Source organism: Dysgonomonas sp. BGC7, from assembly GCF_001261735.1.
Taxonomy (GTDB): Bacteria; Bacteroidota; Bacteroidia; order Bacteroidales; family Dysgonomonadaceae; genus Dysgonomonas.
In genome coordinates this window covers 85777-103184 of the sequence record NZ_CVRP01000005.1, presented here as the reverse complement: position 1 = coordinate 103184, position 17408 = coordinate 85777, and the positions used below count along the sequence as shown (strand labels likewise).

Below are 17408 nucleotides of genomic sequence, written 5' to 3'. Positions count from 1 at the left end.
TTATTTACTTATTTACAATATTACTTATTCATTACTATTTTTCATAACAGGCAAGCAAATAATAAATTTGGTGCCTTTCCCCAGTTCACTTTCGGCCTTTATCGTTCCTTTATGATCTTCTACAATTTTTCTCACGTAAGCCAGACCAAGTCCGAATCCTTTTACATCGTGCCTGTTTCCTGTAGATACGCGATAGAAGCGTTCGAAGATTTTCTTCACATATTCTTTTTTTATACCTATACCGTTATCTTCTACCGATATATATAGTTTATTATTGTTGTTCCATGTACGAATCATCAATTCTAATGGAATATCTTCTCTTCTGTATTTTACAGCATTGTCTAACAAGTTGAACAATACGTTCGTAAAATGCATTTTATCTGCATTTATAGCTGATTCTGTAGCTTCAAGATCTATATCGAGATTACCTCCGAATTTTTCCACCTTCAATTGAAATGTATTGGCTACAGTAACCACTATATCGTTGGCATCCAGTTCTTTCAGCTTTAATGTAGCTCTTTGTTTTTCGAAAAGAGACATTTGCAGAACTTTTTCTACCTGAAAGCTTAAGCGCTCTGTTTCATCATTTATTACACCCGAAATGTGTTTGAAAACCTCCGGCGATTTGCTTATAGATCCGTCTTTAAGCATCTGTGCTGCCAGCGATATTGTAGATACCGGTGTTTTTAACTCATGGGTCATATTATTCATAAAATCACTCTTCATTTCTGATAAACGTTTTTGTCGGAACGTTATATATATCATTATTATGAATGTAACTAATAGTATAAAAGTGAATAGAATAGCCGGATATAGGAAAGATACTTCACTAAACAGATAACTGTCTTTGTCCGGAAAATAAACTTTCAGATATGCAACTTTGTCTGGTGGATCGTTCGGAAACAAAGGTTGAGGGTAATAATCCCTTTTGTTTTTTACCGAGAACAAAGGTTGTTGATATATCGGCTTGTCATTCCTGTCTACTACTTCGTACTGAAACGGCAACTCTATGCCATTCGATTTTATTTCGTTTCTGATGCTTGATTCAAGCCCTTTAAGGTTTACTCTTTCTTCAATAGGTAAATTACTTGCTGTATTTATTATCCTATTGGCTACTTCATTCATTATCTCGCTCTCATACAAGAATCTCTTTTTCTGTTCGTCTTGCATATCGAATATTGTTTTCGATATCGCATTCGTTCCACTCTTGCTAGGGGGTTGAAACACCTGGCTTTTAGGCCTCGATTGTACAGTACTTGATGTACTGTATTCTGCATTGAACTCAGACCCATCAGGAGCAATTACTTTAAATCTCTGTTGCTGGGTTACAGTCTCTTCCTGCAATTGGTTCCTTAATGTTAAAGATCTATTATATGCCGCAGTTTGCTTCTTCTGTGTTTCTATAAAGGCTTCGTTCAGATATTTTTTAGTCTGGTCTAATTCCAGATTTCTCGAAACCTGATATAAACTCCTATTTATAGCTCCATCAAATTGATCGCTCCTCAATCTTATCGATTCTCGGAGGTATGTTATTTGTAAGTACAATAGGCCAAAGAATGCAAATGCCATAATTGCGGCAAGTATCCATATTGTTGATTTTTTCATTTCCAGCCCTCTACTCTAGCTTTTAGTATCCATTGCAAATTAAAATGTAATATTATCTTCATTTGTAATTTCCTATTTAACAAATAAGACAAAGATATTGTTTAACATTTGAAAAAATAAACTTAAAGTAATATTTTTTTATTCAAACGAATCAATATCCTTTATTGAATCAATGTGAACTTCAAACTTATGCCGAAATTACTGTTGGTAGTCGGATATGCTGAAGTGGATATTAATGGTTTGTTTAGTATTCTGTCATAAAATGCCCGTAATGTAAGGGAACGGCTCATGGTATAATCTGCCGATATTTTTAGCGTAACGATAGTAACTCCATTCGTTGCCTGAGTGAAGTTCTCCTGTATCTTGCGAAGCAATGACTCAGTTGTTTTGTGAGACAAATCTGCTTTTATATTCAGGTCGTTGTTGAATTGCTTTGCACTGCGTTGATTTAGTCCTATCAAACGGTTAAATTCATTGATTCGATAGCCGAATCCTACCACCAGTTCTTTCTGTATAGATTCTATTATCTGATAAGATGTCATATTCAGACTTAGTGTACGGGCGTTATTGTATCTGGCATTTACCGACATATTGTTATTCAGAGTACCTTCTGCTCCGAATAGGGGGTTGAATACTTCTGCTATACCCACCGAGCTGATATTGTAAGGTGATGATGGTACAGGGTTTCCGCTTAGTACGTCTCGTATAAAACCAAGATCATCTCCGGCTTCCATCCAGTTAGAAAAAGAATTGTAATTACTTACCTGATAAAAGCAAGTGTATGCGTGATTGAGACGAATAGATTTGAACTTTTCTTTAATGAACGGTATAGTAGCCAGTCCGTCATAGGCTATTGTCCAGTTTGGTAATATGGATAGTAGAGACGGAAATGCCGATAGGGTTACTTTATTTGCACTTTTTCCTGTATAGGCTGATATAAAGGCAGGAATAAGCACATCGGCAGAGTTCAGATCTACTTCTCCGTTTGCTCTGTCGTATTGCTTATCTGATAATCCCGGGGTGTTTTCTCCGATAAAGCCTCCGCCAGGGTAATGCGTATCTGCATATTTAGCTTCGAGTCTGTCTTTGACGATATAGCGGTTCTTTAAAAACTTATCAAAAGCATCTGATTGATAATTTTTTCTGGCATTACTGCCTTTCAGTGCTGTGGATAAGGCAATCGTTGTCATAGAAAAATTACCGCCAAGAGATTTTGGTGCTCCGTCAAACATGTATTGTACTTCGGTGCGTTTATTATTTTCGTGGTTGGCATTCAGTTCTATTTTCAGATTCTTAAACGGTTCTATCTGTGCTCTGAATTCAAATTTTTCGGCACTGCTGAATATTGCCGGAGTGATGTTCATTTCGTTCATCACTAACCAATCTCTATCCAATGATTTGTTTATGAAATCTTCACCTCCATCTAATCCAAAAGCAAAACCAAGTCCCGGAACCATTCCGTAATCAGAACCTTTTTGTCCGAAAGCATCTCCTGTACCCGGTTTGAATCCTGATATATATGTTTCGTCTCGTCTCGAATAATTGAAACTGACAGTACGAATAGACATAAGGGCTCTTGCCGAATATTCTGCAATTTCCTGAAAAACCTTGGATGAACCGGTCTCTTTATATTTTCCTTCTATGCTCAATTGTATATTGGCAGAATCTTTGTTTGTGATAAGAATAGAATTCTCGTCTACCTTCTTAAATTTGATAGGATATGTTTTTCCATCCTTTTTGGCCAGTACTTCTATGTTTTTTGTATTTAGCTTATGGCTGATTGTGATTTTTCCTTCTTTAGTCAACATAACTTGTTGAGTAAAGCGTCGTCGTTGAGGCTGTTGTTTCTGCCTTTCTCTCTGGCTTGGCGATTGAGTTCTTTTTCGCCCGTCAAATCGGTCGTTTACACGTTTAAGGAACGAAGATTTATTGTACAGGTTTGTTAAGTTAAATCTGTTGTTTAACTCTAACGTTATATTGTTGTTGATACTGTTACCTATTTCTACACTGTCTATTTTTGCTCCGCGCTCCCATTGATATCCGCTTGTATATCCGGCATTGGAGTTTATCCACTCCAGAGCAGGAATATTGCGGAATGGTAATTGGTATGTAACCTTCGCTATTTGTCTGTAAGATAGTGGATCTCCAAGGCTTTTGAGGCTTCTTATTACTTCATCCTTCCATATTTCATAGTCGCCTCTGTTGAGTTCTTTGTTCACCTGCAAATAAGGTTCTTCTATTTCGGCTCTTGTACCCGATTGAAAAGAGAATTTGAGGTTGCGTGTGAGATCCCAACTTATATTGAAATCTCTATCCCACAGGAATGACTGGCTCCACGACAGGAATTGTTTATTTTCGTTAGCTCCGCCCAAAGAGTAATTCTCAATATCTCGCAATGCTGTTTCGGTATAGTAGCGGGTGATTACAGAATTGAAGTCTATACTACTTGGTATGTAGTTGAACCCGATAGATTTTGCAAATTTGGCTGCTCCCGACTTGCTCTTGGTTTTCTTAAATGGCTCCCATGTTTTTACCAGAGGTGCATACGAGTAGTTGAATGTAGCCTTATAGTTCTTGGTCAAGTCATATACAGTGGTTGGATTTTTTGTTTCACTATGGCTATACGAATATCCCAGACTGAAATTTGCAGGGTCGTAAGGCATAGGGGTTTTGCTTTGTATATTTACTTTTACATTGTTGAGGCTGATACTTCTTGTTGTTGTCTTATCCTGAGCCAGGCTTTTTATAGAATCTTTTTCTACTTTAGTTTCTACCAGATTAATGGACTCTTTCAATGTTACATCCTGATCGAATGGATCATACTTTGGAGTTGTCGTCTGGTTCGAATACGAATAGTAGAGAGGTAAACTAACCTTAGCTTTTTCGGGAAAGAATTTACCCAGTTCTACACTTGCTGCAACGTTGTATGTGTAATAATCGTCGGAACGCCTTTCCATCAGGCTTTGATCTAAAGCACCAAACCCTACAGTTTCTTTTCGTCCCGATATATTGATCGTACCCAGATCGGATAATGCTATGTTTAGGTTACCTTGAGCAGCCCATCCGCCTTCTTCGTCAAAGTCGGTAAGGCGTAGCTCGTTGATCCATATTTCACCCGACTTAGTCAGTCTGCTGTTGTTTCTTACACCTATCATTATCACATTTACTTCCGACAGAGACGGATTACCTATAACGCTTACCTTGTTTGCTTTTTTTTCAGGATCATATTCATGATATAAAGTAGTATAAGTCACTGTCGATCCTGCTTTTCTCTTTTCCCTGTTGCGGCTTAGTTTTACATCTTTCAATAGGTCTAGCGGGAAGTCGAACATATTGCTTGCAGGCCACACTGTATTTCTGTCGTTGCTGCTATTGTTGCTATATACTCCTTCGGGTGTTACAGTTAACGGAATTTCGTATTCGTAATAGTTGTTCTTGTAGTCAGAACCCAACCTCATAAATACAGTAAGATCTCCTTTGGCAAGATCTTCTTTGTTAATTAGCTTTTCGGCATGTACAAACATTTGAATACGTTTGTAGCGTCTTAGGTCATAATATGTATTCTTATAAATGGCACGGGCGTCTTCTGAGTCGAGGTCAGTGATTCGCATAGACAAAGCCTGCTCGTTTTCTTTTATCATTTGGGCCTGATTAGGGTCTATAGAGCGGCTAACACCCGGAGGCACTACATAATTGACAGGTTTACGATCCGAATTTTCTTCAATGTTTACTGTTGCTATATCTATAATTCCGCTACCCGATGGTTTGTTTTCTTTGTTCAGAGTTTGCTCATAGGCACGCCAGTCGCCACGTACAAGTTGTAACGTACCGAACCTCAGAAATGTATTTTGCGAAAAGTCGGTAAGGAACATACGCATAAACCGTATGCTCTTAAAGTCTTGTATATTACCTATCCTCTGTCCTTGACGAACCGGAATCTTAAACTGATACCATGTTACTTCCTCTTCTTTGCCATTGCGCAGGGATACTCTTACCTTACGGCTGTCAACGATGTAATTGTTCGCTCCTACATTCATCTTATTAGGCTTGAGTTCTATTTTATACTGAAAATATGCTTCTGTTTCGTTGAGCGTATTGTCCTGATCTATGTCTTCTACATCGGGTACTGTACGGGCAGCAGTAGAGTAGCTTTCTCCCGACTGATCTGTTGCCTGAGAGTTTCCTTCTGTATTATTGTAATATTTGTAACGGTCGAGTACACCTACTTGCTCTCTGTCGAAATCTGAGCCTCTATAGAAGTGATAGTTATCTCCGGCAGGGTCATTTAATGGAGAGAATTTATTGTTTCGTAAATCCTCCATAGCTGTTGTCGAGAGCTTGGTTTTGTAGCTCTCCAGATAATTTTTATATGCCGGAAAATCAAACTCTTCTGCTGTGCTAAGTCCGTTTAGCCCCACATCTTGTTTTATACGGGCTTCGGGGCCCAAATTATCGTCGAAAGCATATACTGTCGATTGTCGTCTAGGCACTTTTCCCCATGCTGTAGTGTCTACTGCATTGATATCATCATTTACAGGAAGTCCGTTTTCAAAAAACTTTTTACCATCTTTAAGAACATCTTCCGATATTTCTCCGAGGTTTATATATAGATCACCTCCTTCGTTTGGCGTGGCGGTTCTGTCGTTGTAAACGAAAGGATCCATCAACCAGAATTCGATATATTCTACATTAGATGCTTCAAAATCGCGTACATCCATTTTTCGGGTAATTCCTCCCCAGCGGGTTTCAGGTTTTAATAGACTCCCGTCTGTGTCTATATCTTTGGCATCGAGATTATAAGGACCTCTTTCGGTAGGGTAAAAAGAAAGGTTGAGAGCCGGTATTGTTGCAGCCTCGTTATATGCGACATCTCTGTTAGGGTATATCTCACTCATCAATATCTCTCGAACGAAATGATTTGATAGCTGGTCTTTATCATTTTTTATATGTTCGGGAGTCAAGGAAGAGCCTTGTCGTGTAAACAGTCCGTCTATCATAAACCAAGCAAGCCTTGCTCTTCGCATACCATATCTGACGTCGTTATTATATACAGCTTCGGGAAACAAAGGGGTGGCAGATGTTTTATCTAATGGGGTAGAGGCCAAAGTCCATGCGTAAGGGCTTTTGATGTCTATTCTCGATTGTGACGATTCGAAATCGTCCAGATATGAATGTCCTCCGGTTTCTTTATTTTCGTAGTGTCCCGGAATCATCTGAGCAAACTCTGCATTGAAACTAATTTGAGAAGGTTGCGTAGCTTCTACAAAAGGGAGTTTGTCTACCAGATTTGTGAGCCACATAGATTCGGTCTTGAATGATGTATTGAGTCCCCAAAGCGTATTTTTTACTGATTCATTACCTATTTCAGTTTTCATGGTCAGAGGTTTCTCATAATAATGCATTATGGTACCGCCGATATTGAAATTTTTGGAAATATCGTAACTTAGGTTTAGTCCTAAGAGAGTTTTTCGTTGCATACCTGTAGAAAATCCCTCATTCGTGACCTGAATAGGGACATCGGAGTCTAGCAAATTCTGATTGATAATGGTTACTTTTCCCGATATATAGTCGACTATATAGTCAACACCTTCCACCAAAGCTGCTCCTCCGGCTGTAAGCCTTACCGATCCTTGAGGTATATTGGTTGCATTCAGGTCTATTTCGGCATTGTTAGTTCCCGAACCCCGATATGAGCCGAATATCTTAAATTTATTTTTTTCTGCTATCTGTCTGGCAACAGTAAGAGTAGAATCATATAGTTCCTGATACACATATTTGTCAGCAATAGCTGTATTACCTATCTTTTTTCTTAGATGCGATCCGAATGGCTCCACTACAGGGAAGAATATACGCCCGTTCTGAGCCTTAACTGTATAGTCTTCTACAAAGTCGAATATTCCATCTCCTTTCGATCCGTTTTTGTCCGATACTTCATTGTTTCGCGAATCCAGTCTGTCCAGATTCATTACCCGTAATAGAAGTTCATTTTTGATACTACCTTCGGGTATGTAGTTCAGGTATGTACCCAGCGTATCGGACTGATAAGAGATATTGAGCCTGAAACGATCTTTCTGTATGGCGTTGTCGCTTATCTTATACACGTTTTTCATCATTAGATTCCATGTATAAGAATGAGGGGTGAGCGAAACAGGCTTTAGAAGTTTTACGAGCAATGCACCTGATTTGGGATTCGAGGCATCATATTTGTCTACTATATCGGTCGAAAACTCTCCTACCTGATACGTGCTTCCATTCATCGTGTATTCGTATGCTACGGCCAGTACTTCGTCTGCTTGCAATGCAGAAGTCAGGGAAATATATCCCAGTTGAGGACTGAATGTGTATTCAGACGTGCTAAGCATGCGTGCACTTTCTACTTTTTCGTAATCTTTGCCTCCTTCTATAAATCCATTGAACAACGACGTTACCTGAGAAATATCTCTTGCAGCAGAGTAAGAGCCTGTAATTGTAGAATATAAGTTGTTAGCATTATTATAGGGAGTTTGTATAGCTCCGTTTGGTGACCACAGAGGTGGTATGCTTTTTATCTTATATTCAGCTATTTCGGAGAAGGCGAGTATATTCCGTGCCTGAGTATAGTCGTTCATTCTCTTATTGGTAATCCATACCTCAATACGGGTAATGTTCACAGGTGATTGTATATACGGCAACTTGCTCATAGCCTTGTCGTAGTTGTCTCTGAAATAATGCCCTAAAAAGAAATGCCTGTTTTCGTCGTATTGGTCGGCTTTTATTTCATACTCTAATGTTTGTATACCACCTTTCGAGTTTGTGGATTGCGATTGAGATTCCTGTTGTGACACAACAGTATTTATTCTCAACTTCCCGAATTGTAATTCTGCATTGATACCAAATAGGGCAGTTCCTCCATTGATGAGAGAGTTGGTAGTAGACATACTTACATTTCCTGCCTCTATCCGTTTTATTATTTCGTCCTCTTTGCCTTCATAGGCCAATTTTAGTTTTTTAGAGTCGAAGTCGAACAGTGCTTTTGTGTCGTAGTTCATCCCGAAGTTTATTTTATCTCCGACCGAAGCAGTTACATTCATCTGTATATCTTCGTTGAACTCAAAAGCTGTTTTACTTCTGTTACGTTCCGATAGTGTAGGATTTTCCGAGCTAGAGTGTTTTATACCCATTCTGGCTTCTACATAACCTTGTGTATTTACTTTCACTCCTCCGGGGCCAAATAGTTTCTCGGCAGGCCCTATATTCAGTTTAATATCTTTAAGAGAAAACTCTTCTTTTTCCTCTTTTTTATCGTAATTTTCAGAATTCTTGGTCTTAAAATAATTAGCCATAGATTGTCTGAGAGTATAGTCCATATACTGTTCGGATGTAAGGGAAAAAGGAGTGGATATTTCCTCATCGCCCACCTTTGTTCTGAATATATACAATTTAGTATTAGGATCATATTCCACTGTCGTTTTCACGTTCGACGGATTTTTAAGGTCGGCAGGAGGATTAGCCTCTAAATCTTTGTAAGTGTTTATTTGTGTCTTTTTTACAGGAAAGCGTGGGGTAGTGTCGTTTGTGTTTAGATCGGGTGATATTTGTTCCGTATCGACAAAAAAATAGCCTGATTCTCCCGATATTTCGGAGAATAAACTTGCTGAGCCGATAAGAAGCATTAAAGCGAATAAATATTTGATATATTTTTTCAACTTTGTATTATGTTATAACAGTGTACGATGTTTATTATTTGATTTTTATTATTAAAACGAAAAGCAGAAATAAAGTTGTATTGTGCTTGTAAAAAAGTCCGATTATAATATCTTCAGTGCCGATTTTATTATCTGCTCTACTGTGCTGTCCGGTTTGTCTTTCAGAATTCTTCCCACAGCTTTTTGAGAGGCCTGTTGAGGAAATCCTAACATAACCAAAGCAGCTACAGCTTCTTCTGCCGACGGACTAGAAGCAGCGAGTGTGTCTATGTGCTCTATATTGCTTACTTTAATTTTATCTTTCAGATCTACAATTACACGTTGTGCGGTTTTCATCCCGATACCTTTCACTGTTTTTAGCATATCGACATTTCCTGAGGCTATCACATTGGCTAACTCTGTCGTATTTAGTGATGATAACATCATGCGGGCGGTTCCGGCTCCAATACCTGATACACTGATAAGAAGTAAAAACATTTCACGTTCTTGCTTATCGGAAAAACCGAACAATACATGAGCGTCTTCGCGTATTGCCTCGTATACAAATAATTGTGTGTTCTTTTTACCCGACAGGTTGCTGTAAGTGTTTAAAGATATATTTATAAAATAGCCTATGCCATATGCCTCTATTGTTGTAGACGTAGGAGTCAACTCTGTGATTTCTCCTTTTATATAATCAATCATAATTGTATTCTAATTACCAAAGTTAATAAATAACGAAAAAAAAAGAAAAAAAGTATATTGTGCTGTGTAAATATTTGCAAGCTCTTTAATATTCACATATCTTTTATTGATGGGCAAAGATAAAGTTTTTGAATTAGTTTTTATAACTTTGGCTTCTTCTATATAAATAAACAGAGGGAAATACAGCTAAAAACAGTAAGTAATGTAGATTGCAGCAGGATAAAATTGTATGCTTTCCTTTTGGTCGAAGAAATAAACTGAAATAATCGAAAACGAATATATTAATAGATTTTTTCACTTAATAATGCAATAAATATGAGAAAAGTATTTCTCCCTATTTTATTATCAATAATTACGATGACTACAATTACAGCTCAGAACCCGTTCTTTTCGGAGTATAAAACGCCTTACGGAACTCCGCCTTTCGACAAGATAAAGAATGAACATTACGAACCGGCGATCGATAAAGGTATAAAGGAACACCAAAAAGAAGTAAATGGTATAGTGGTAGTTCGTTCTGTACCTACCTTCGAGAACACTATTGTGCCTCTCGAAGAATCGGGAAAATTACTATCGAGAGTTACTTCTGTGTTCTTCAATTTATTGAGCTCGGAGAGTAACGATGAAATGCTGGATATTGCACGCAGAGTGCAACCAAAATTGTCGGCTCATTCTAATGAAATAACATTAAATGAAGGGCTTTTTCAGAAAGTGAAAGCTGTATATGATAAAAGATTCGAATCGGGTCTTAGTCCTGAACAAATCCGTTTAGTAGAAAAAACTTATCAGGGTTTTGAAAACAGCGGAGCTACTTTGGTTGGAAAAGACAGAGACACTTACAAAGACTTGTCGGCTAAGTTAAGCCAACTTACTCTTGCTTTTGGTCAGAATGCTTTGAAAGAAAACAATAAATTTGAGATGTTGCTGACAAACGAATCAGATATTGAAGGATTGCCTCAAATGGCTAAAGATGCAGCAGCGGCTAAGGCTAAATCGAAAGATAAAGAAGGTTGGTTGTTCGACCTTTCGGCTCCAAGCTATATTGCTTTCATGAAATATTCGTCAAATCGCGATTTGCGTGAAAAATTATATAGAGCCTATACAACACAATGTGCTGCTGGAGGTGAATTCGATAATCAGGAAAACGTAAGGCAAATAGCTAAAACCCGTATGGAAATAGCGAATCTGCTGGGGTATAAAGATTATGCAACATATGTGTTGCGTAACAAAATGGCTAAAGATAAAGAGCATGTTTATAGTCTTCTCGACAACTTGTTCGATGCTTATGCCATTGCTGCCCGTCAGGATGTGAAAATGGTAGAGGGATTTGCTGTTGGCATGGAAAAGAAAGATATTGATCTTATGCCTTGGGACTGGTCTTATTATTCAGAAAAACTAAAAGATGCTAAATACAGTGTGAGCGATGAAATGGTACGTCCATATTTCGAACTGGAAAATGTAAAGAAAGGTGTATTTGGTCTTGCTACAGATCTGTATGGCATTACATTTAAGAAAAATACTAAAATATCGGTTTATCATCCCGAAGTAGAAGCTTTCGATGTTTTAGACGAAAAAGGAAATTTCCTGGCTGTACTGTATACAGACTTTCATCCACGCGAAGGAAAACGTCAGGGTGCATGGATGAGCGAGTTTAAAGGGCAGTACATAGAAAAGGGTAAAGATTCTCGTCCTCATATTGTAATAGTGATGAATTTTACACGCCCTACGGATACAGAGCCGGCTTTACTTACATTCGATGAAGTGGAGACCTTCTTGCACGAGTTTGGTCATGCCCTTCATGGTATGCTTACTAAATGTACATACGAGTCTTTGTCGGGAACGAACGTATTGCATGATTTTGTAGAACTTCCTTCTCAGATAATGGAAAACTGGCTCACTGAAAAAGAATATCTGGATAAATTTGCCGTTCATTACAAGACAGGAGAGAAAATTCCTGCCGGACTGGTTCATAAACTTGTAGATGCAGCTAACTATAACGCCGGATATTTATGCTATCGTCAACTTTCTTTCGGTTATCTGGATATGGCATGGCATAGCCTGACCGAAGCATATAATGGAGATGTCATCTCTTTCGAACGTAAGGCTATGGACAAAACAGCCATGCTTCCGGTTATCGAAGGCTCAGCTATGTCTACATCTTTCGGGCACATATTTTCGGGAGGTTATGCTGCCGGATATTATGGATATAAATGGGCTGAGGTGCTCGATGCCGATGCATTCGCCCTGTTCAAAGAGACTGGTATTTTCAACAAAGAGACAGCAGAATCGTTCCGTAAAAATATTCTGGAAAAAGGAAACACTGAGGAGCCGATGAGTCTTTATATCAAATTTAGAGGACAGGAGCCTACAGTAGATGCACTACTGAAAAGAAATGGAATAAAGAAATAAGTTTTACTTATTATATTAAAAAAGAAGGCTGTGGATATTTTCACAGCCTTTTGTTTTTTTAACAAAAGGCGTGTGATATAATATAAAATACTTATTTTTATGGCTGAAATAAAAAACTGATTATGAAAAGAATTTTAACTCTGTTGTTTATCTTGAGTATAATTACTCCTGTTTTCTGTCAGGAAGACTTAGTGTATCAGACTCCACCTAACGAAATTCTCGAATTAGCGGATTTCGAACGGGCTCCGCAAATAAGAATAGACAGTAAGAATACAAAAATGCTGTTGCAGTATAGAAATACTTACCGAACATTGTTGGACTTGTCGGAGAGAGAGATGCGCTTGGCTGGTTTAAGAATAGATCCTAAAACGAATATCTCAAGTACAACACCTTATATAAACAATCTTAAGTATAAAGGTATAATGGATGCCGATGCCGTGCAGGTACAGGGTTTACCTCAAGATGCCCGTTTGAGTAATATAATATGGTCTCCCGATGAAACTAAGATAGCTTTTACAAATACTACAAAAAAAGGAGTTGAATTATGGTTCTTTGATTTTGAGACAGGAGTAGCCACACGTTTGACTGATGATAATATAAATGCTAATCTGGATAATCCGTATACATGGTTCAGGGATAGTAATTCTCTATTGGTAAGGGTGCTGCCTGAAGATAAGCCCGAACTTATTGAATCTGCCGACGCAATTCCTACAGGCCCTACGGTTTCGGTTAGCGAATCGGGTTCGAAGGCTCAAAATCGTACATATCAGGATTTGCTTCAAAATGCGACAGACGAGGCTAATTTCGAAACTCTAGTTACTTCCCAACTATATAAAGTAGACTTGGCAGGAAACAAAACGTTGTGGAAAGGAAAAGATATATATGCAGGTGAATACTTTTCGCCTGATGGCAATTATGTAATAATACAAACCATACACAGGCCGTATTCTTATATAGTTCCTCTCGATCGTTTTCCTTTTGCTACTACAATTTATGATAAAGAAGGAAATCTTGTTTGTGAATTTAACAAGAGACCGCTGACCGAGGTTTTACCCAAAGGCTTTATGGCTACTTATAAAGGTAAACGTGGTATTTCGTGGCGTGCCGATCACCCTGCTACATTGTACTGGGTAGAAGCTCTTGACGGAGGCGACCCCGAAACAAAAGTGACGCATCGCGACGAAGTTTTTCAGGTAGCTGCTCCGTTTACAGGAGTTCCAATAAGTATTGCTAAAACAATAAACCGATATGCCGGTATTACATGGGGCAATGCTACAACTGCACTCTTGTTTGATAAATGGTGGAATACAAGAAATACAAAAACATACCTGTTCAACCCGTCCGATGCCTCTCAACAACCGTCGATTTTGTCGGATCGAAACTATCAGGATGTGTATAGTGATCCGGGATCATTTGATACGAAGAGAAATGAATTTGGGCGGTCGGTACTGAATATTGATGGATCGAAAGTGTATTTGGTTGGAAAAGGATATACCGAGAAAGGACAATTTCCGTTCGTAGATGAGCTTGATCTGGCTACTAAAATGACAAAGAGACTTTATCAATCTGGTTATACAGATAAGAAGTTGGATATAGTATCGGTTACTGATGTGAAAAAAGGAGAATATCTCATTCGCTTGCAGTCTCCGACAGAATTTCCGAACTATTACATACTGAATATAAAAAAACGGATTGCACCGTTAGCTATTACTCATTTCGACAGTCCGTTTAAGAGTATCGCTAACATTCACAAAGAGGTGATTAAATATAAACGCGCCGATGGAGTAGAGCTTTCCGGAACTCTTTATTTGCCCGCAGGATACGATATGCAAAAGAAGGAAAAATTGCCAATGGTGATGTGGGCATATCCTACCGAATATAAGGATAAAAATAGTGCAGGACAAAATACTACAAATCCGAACGAATTTATATATCCATCTTATCTGTCTCCTATCTATTGGGTTACTCGGGGATATGCCATTCTCGACAAAGCAGCCTTTCCTATAGTAGGAGAGGGGACAATCGAACCCAACGATACTTTCCTCGAACAGTTGGTGGCTAACGCTAAAGCAGCAATAGATGCGGTTGACTCTATGGGTTACATAGATCGGGCACGTGTTGCGGTAGGAGGGCATTCGTATGGTGCATTTATGACAGCAAATTTACTTAGTCACTCCGATTTGTTTGCGGCAGGTATAGCTCGTAGCGGTGCATACAACCGCACGCTTACACCTTTTGGCTTTCAGGCAGAAGAACGCAACTATTGGGAGGTGCCGGATGTGTACAATACAATGTCTCCTTTTATGCATGCCGATAAAATGAAGTTGCCTTTACTTCTTATACATGGCAGTGATGACAACAACTCCGGGACATATACTATGCAAAGCGAGCGCTACTTCAATGCTCTGAAAGGTTTTGGAGCGCCTGCCCGTTTGGTGTTACTTCCTAAAGAAAGTCATGGATATGCAGCAAAAGAGTCTGTGTTCCATGTGTTGTGGGAACAAGATCAATGGCTCGAAAAATATGTAAAGAATAAAAACTAGAATATTCTTGTCTAAGAAATAATAGGGTAACAAGCGGTACTACAATATTTTGTACAGGTCGTTTTTGTTACCTTTCTTCTTTTCATCAGTCTCTTTTATTAAAGTCTGTTTATTCTTTGATGACAATAGACTGTAACATCGTATCATTTTTACTACTTTTGCATTTCAAAAAATATAATAATGCATTTACACGATCTTTGCTGCATAGGACATGTTACTTTAGACAAGGTGGTAACACCTAAATCGACAGTGCACATGCCCGGAGGAACAGCCTTTTATTTTTCACATGCAATTCGTCATTTCGATGATATAGATTACAAACTTATAGCCTCTCTTGCTGTTTCAGAAATGTCTGTTACTGACGATCTGCGGGCAAAAGGTGTGGATGTGGAAGTAGTACCAAGTCGTCATTCTGTCTATTTTGAAAACATATATGGTGAAAATCAAGACAACCGCACACAGCGTGTTTTGGCGAAAGCCGATCCTTTTACTGTACAAGCATTAAAAGAAACAGATGCAAAAATATATTTACTCGGAGCTTTGCTTGCCGATGATTTTCCTTTAGATATATTGAAATATCTTTCGAAGAAAGGACTTATTGCTGTCGATTCGCAAGGCTATCTTCGCGAAGTAAGAGAGCAAAATGTATATCCTATAGACTGGAACAATAAACTGGAGACGCTTAAGTATATTGACATTTTGAAGGTGAATGAACTGGAAATGGAAGTTCTCACCGGTATGTCGGATGTGAAACAGGCTGCACAACAGTTATACGATTGGGGTGTAAAGGAAGTACTTGTTACACTCGGCAGTTTGGGCTCGGTCATATACGACGGAAAAGACTTTTATAAAATACCTGCATATAAGCCCAAAGAGATTGTAGATGCAACAGGGTGTGGCGACACATACGTCACAGGCTATTTATATAGGCGAGCCAAAGGTGCGGGAATAGAAGATGCAGGAAAGTTTGCTGCTGCTATGGCTACAATAAAAATAGAGGCTTCGGGTCCTTTTTGCGGGACTAAGCAGGATGTGGAGAACAGAATAAAGACTGCCGAAAAGATATTGCCTGTTATCTGACAAGTAGAATAAATAATATTGTTCGGTTTATCTTTTAAGTGTTTTGCTAATAGAAACGATCAGTACGATACATGCTCCAAAAAGTCCTATAGTCAAGTAAGCCCATTCTAATCCGTATTTGTGAGATATCGCTCCCACCAGCAATGGTGCAGTAAGTGGGCCTACAAAGCTTATACTCGACATAATGGTAAGAGCCGTTCCTGCCGGAGTTTTTGCTTTTTCGCCAACAATACTATATAGGGTGGGCACTACGCAAGATATTCCCAGACCTATCATCATGAAACCGACAGAGTTTATTATCACTTTGGTGATCAGTGTATCTGAATACCCGATAAACATTGATGAAATAACAAATCCTGCCAGTATAAGAGTACCTGCTATTTGTAATACTGTTCTCTTCGACCATTTAGAATAAGCATAGTTAGCCAGCATACGTCCCGAAAACATCATTATCATAAAAACAAGAAAGCCTACTTGCAATGATTCAGGAGCTTTAATCACGGACTGAAAATATACGTCGCTCCACTCAAACATTGTATTTTCTACAATGAGTGCCAGCAGCCAAATCAGGCCCAATTGTATTAGTAGGGTTTCAGGTAAATGAAACCGTTTCTTTTTAACTGGAGTTTCTTCTATAATGATCTTCTCAGTTTTCTCTTTCTCAACAGTTGGCTCTTGCAGATATTTGTAATTAAATAATATAATTATAATAGATAAGAGCGAAATCAGTGAAAAATGCTGTAAGGTGTCTACATTTATATTTATCATAGCATATCCTATAAGAGCTCCTATACATGCCGATAGGCTCCAGCTGGCATGGAATGATGCGATAATTGGTTTTCCGTATATTCTTTCCACTTCTATGGCTTGCGTGTTGAGCGATATATCTGTCATATTCCAAAATGTGCCAAAAAGAAATAAGGTTATTCCCAGTCCGGTAATTCCGGGAACGATGCTAACCATTATTAACGATAAGGCATAACCTAATATACTTATCAGTACAGTTTTCTTACTCCCTATACGGGGTAGAAGAAAACCAACCAGAGGGATGGCTGCAAATTTACCCACAGGTAACAAAAACATTAGCAAGCCGTAGTGCAGATAACTTTCCACGCTGAAGTCCTTTTTTATGTCCGGCAATCGGCTAGCCCAGCTTGCAAAGCATAAACCTTGGGCTATGAACAGGCTCATTACTGCATAACGTATTCTTTGTTTATTATATGTAGAAGATTTTATTTCAGACATCCTATATTTTTGTTTTTGGTCGCGCAAAGGTAAATATTTTCATGTATAATAAACCGCATGAAAGATAAATAATTGATAGAAAAGATATTGTTTGGTGCCGGCTTATTCCTATTTATTTTTTACTTTTGTAAAGACACATTGAAACAATCAAAATATA

7 protein-coding genes are annotated in these 17408 nt (G+C 38.4%); 3 read left to right on the top strand and 4 right to left on the bottom strand.

The window, feature by feature from the left end; translation table 11 throughout:
- Positions 1 to 24: 24 nt before the first annotated feature.
- The 3 genes from BGC7_RS03390 to ruvA all read right to left on the bottom strand — a co-directional run bounded on the left by BGC7_RS03390 (position 25) and on the right by ruvA (position 9974).
- Positions 25 to 1605 (bottom strand): sensor histidine kinase, encoded by a 1581-nt coding sequence (locus tag BGC7_RS03390; protein ID WP_050700162.1) that lies wholly within the window; start codon positions 1603 to 1605, stop codon positions 25 to 27.
- 161 nt (positions 1606 to 1766) lie between these two features.
- Positions 1767 to 9257: a T9SS outer membrane translocon Sov/SprA gene (gene sprA, locus BGC7_RS03385; RefSeq protein WP_087880037.1), complete on the bottom strand. Its 7491-nt coding sequence runs from the start codon at positions 9255 to 9257 to the stop codon at positions 1767 to 1769.
- Between the two features lie 135 nt (positions 9258 to 9392).
- Positions 9393 to 9974, bottom strand: coding sequence for a Holliday junction branch migration protein RuvA (gene ruvA, locus BGC7_RS03380; protein WP_050700160.1), 582 nt, complete (start codon positions 9972 to 9974; stop codon positions 9393 to 9395).
- Between the two features lie 315 nt (positions 9975 to 10289).
- On the opposite strand from ruvA, the gene BGC7_RS03375 reads away from it, so the two are divergent.
- From BGC7_RS03375 to BGC7_RS03365, 3 genes are all read left to right on the top strand, one after another.
- Complete coding sequence (locus BGC7_RS03375; RefSeq protein ID WP_050700159.1) at positions 10290 to 12383, top strand: M3 family metallopeptidase; 2094 nt, start codon at positions 10290 to 10292, stop codon at positions 12381 to 12383.
- Positions 12384 to 12505: 122 nt separating this feature from the next.
- Positions 12506 to 14926: an alpha/beta hydrolase family protein gene (locus BGC7_RS03370; RefSeq protein ID WP_050700158.1), complete on the top strand. Its 2421-nt coding sequence runs from the start codon at positions 12506 to 12508 to the stop codon at positions 14924 to 14926.
- A gap of 180 nt (positions 14927 to 15106) precedes the next feature.
- Positions 15107 to 16006, top strand: a complete 900-nt coding sequence (locus BGC7_RS03365) for a PfkB family carbohydrate kinase (RefSeq protein WP_050700157.1) — start codon at positions 15107 to 15109, stop codon at positions 16004 to 16006.
- A gap of 27 nt (positions 16007 to 16033) precedes the next feature.
- Here the strand turns inward: BGC7_RS03365 and BGC7_RS03360 are convergent, their stop codons facing one another.
- Positions 16034 to 17251: an MFS transporter gene (locus BGC7_RS03360; RefSeq protein WP_050700156.1), complete on the bottom strand. Its 1218-nt coding sequence runs from the start codon at positions 17249 to 17251 to the stop codon at positions 16034 to 16036.
- Positions 17252 to 17408: the final 157 nt, after the last annotated feature.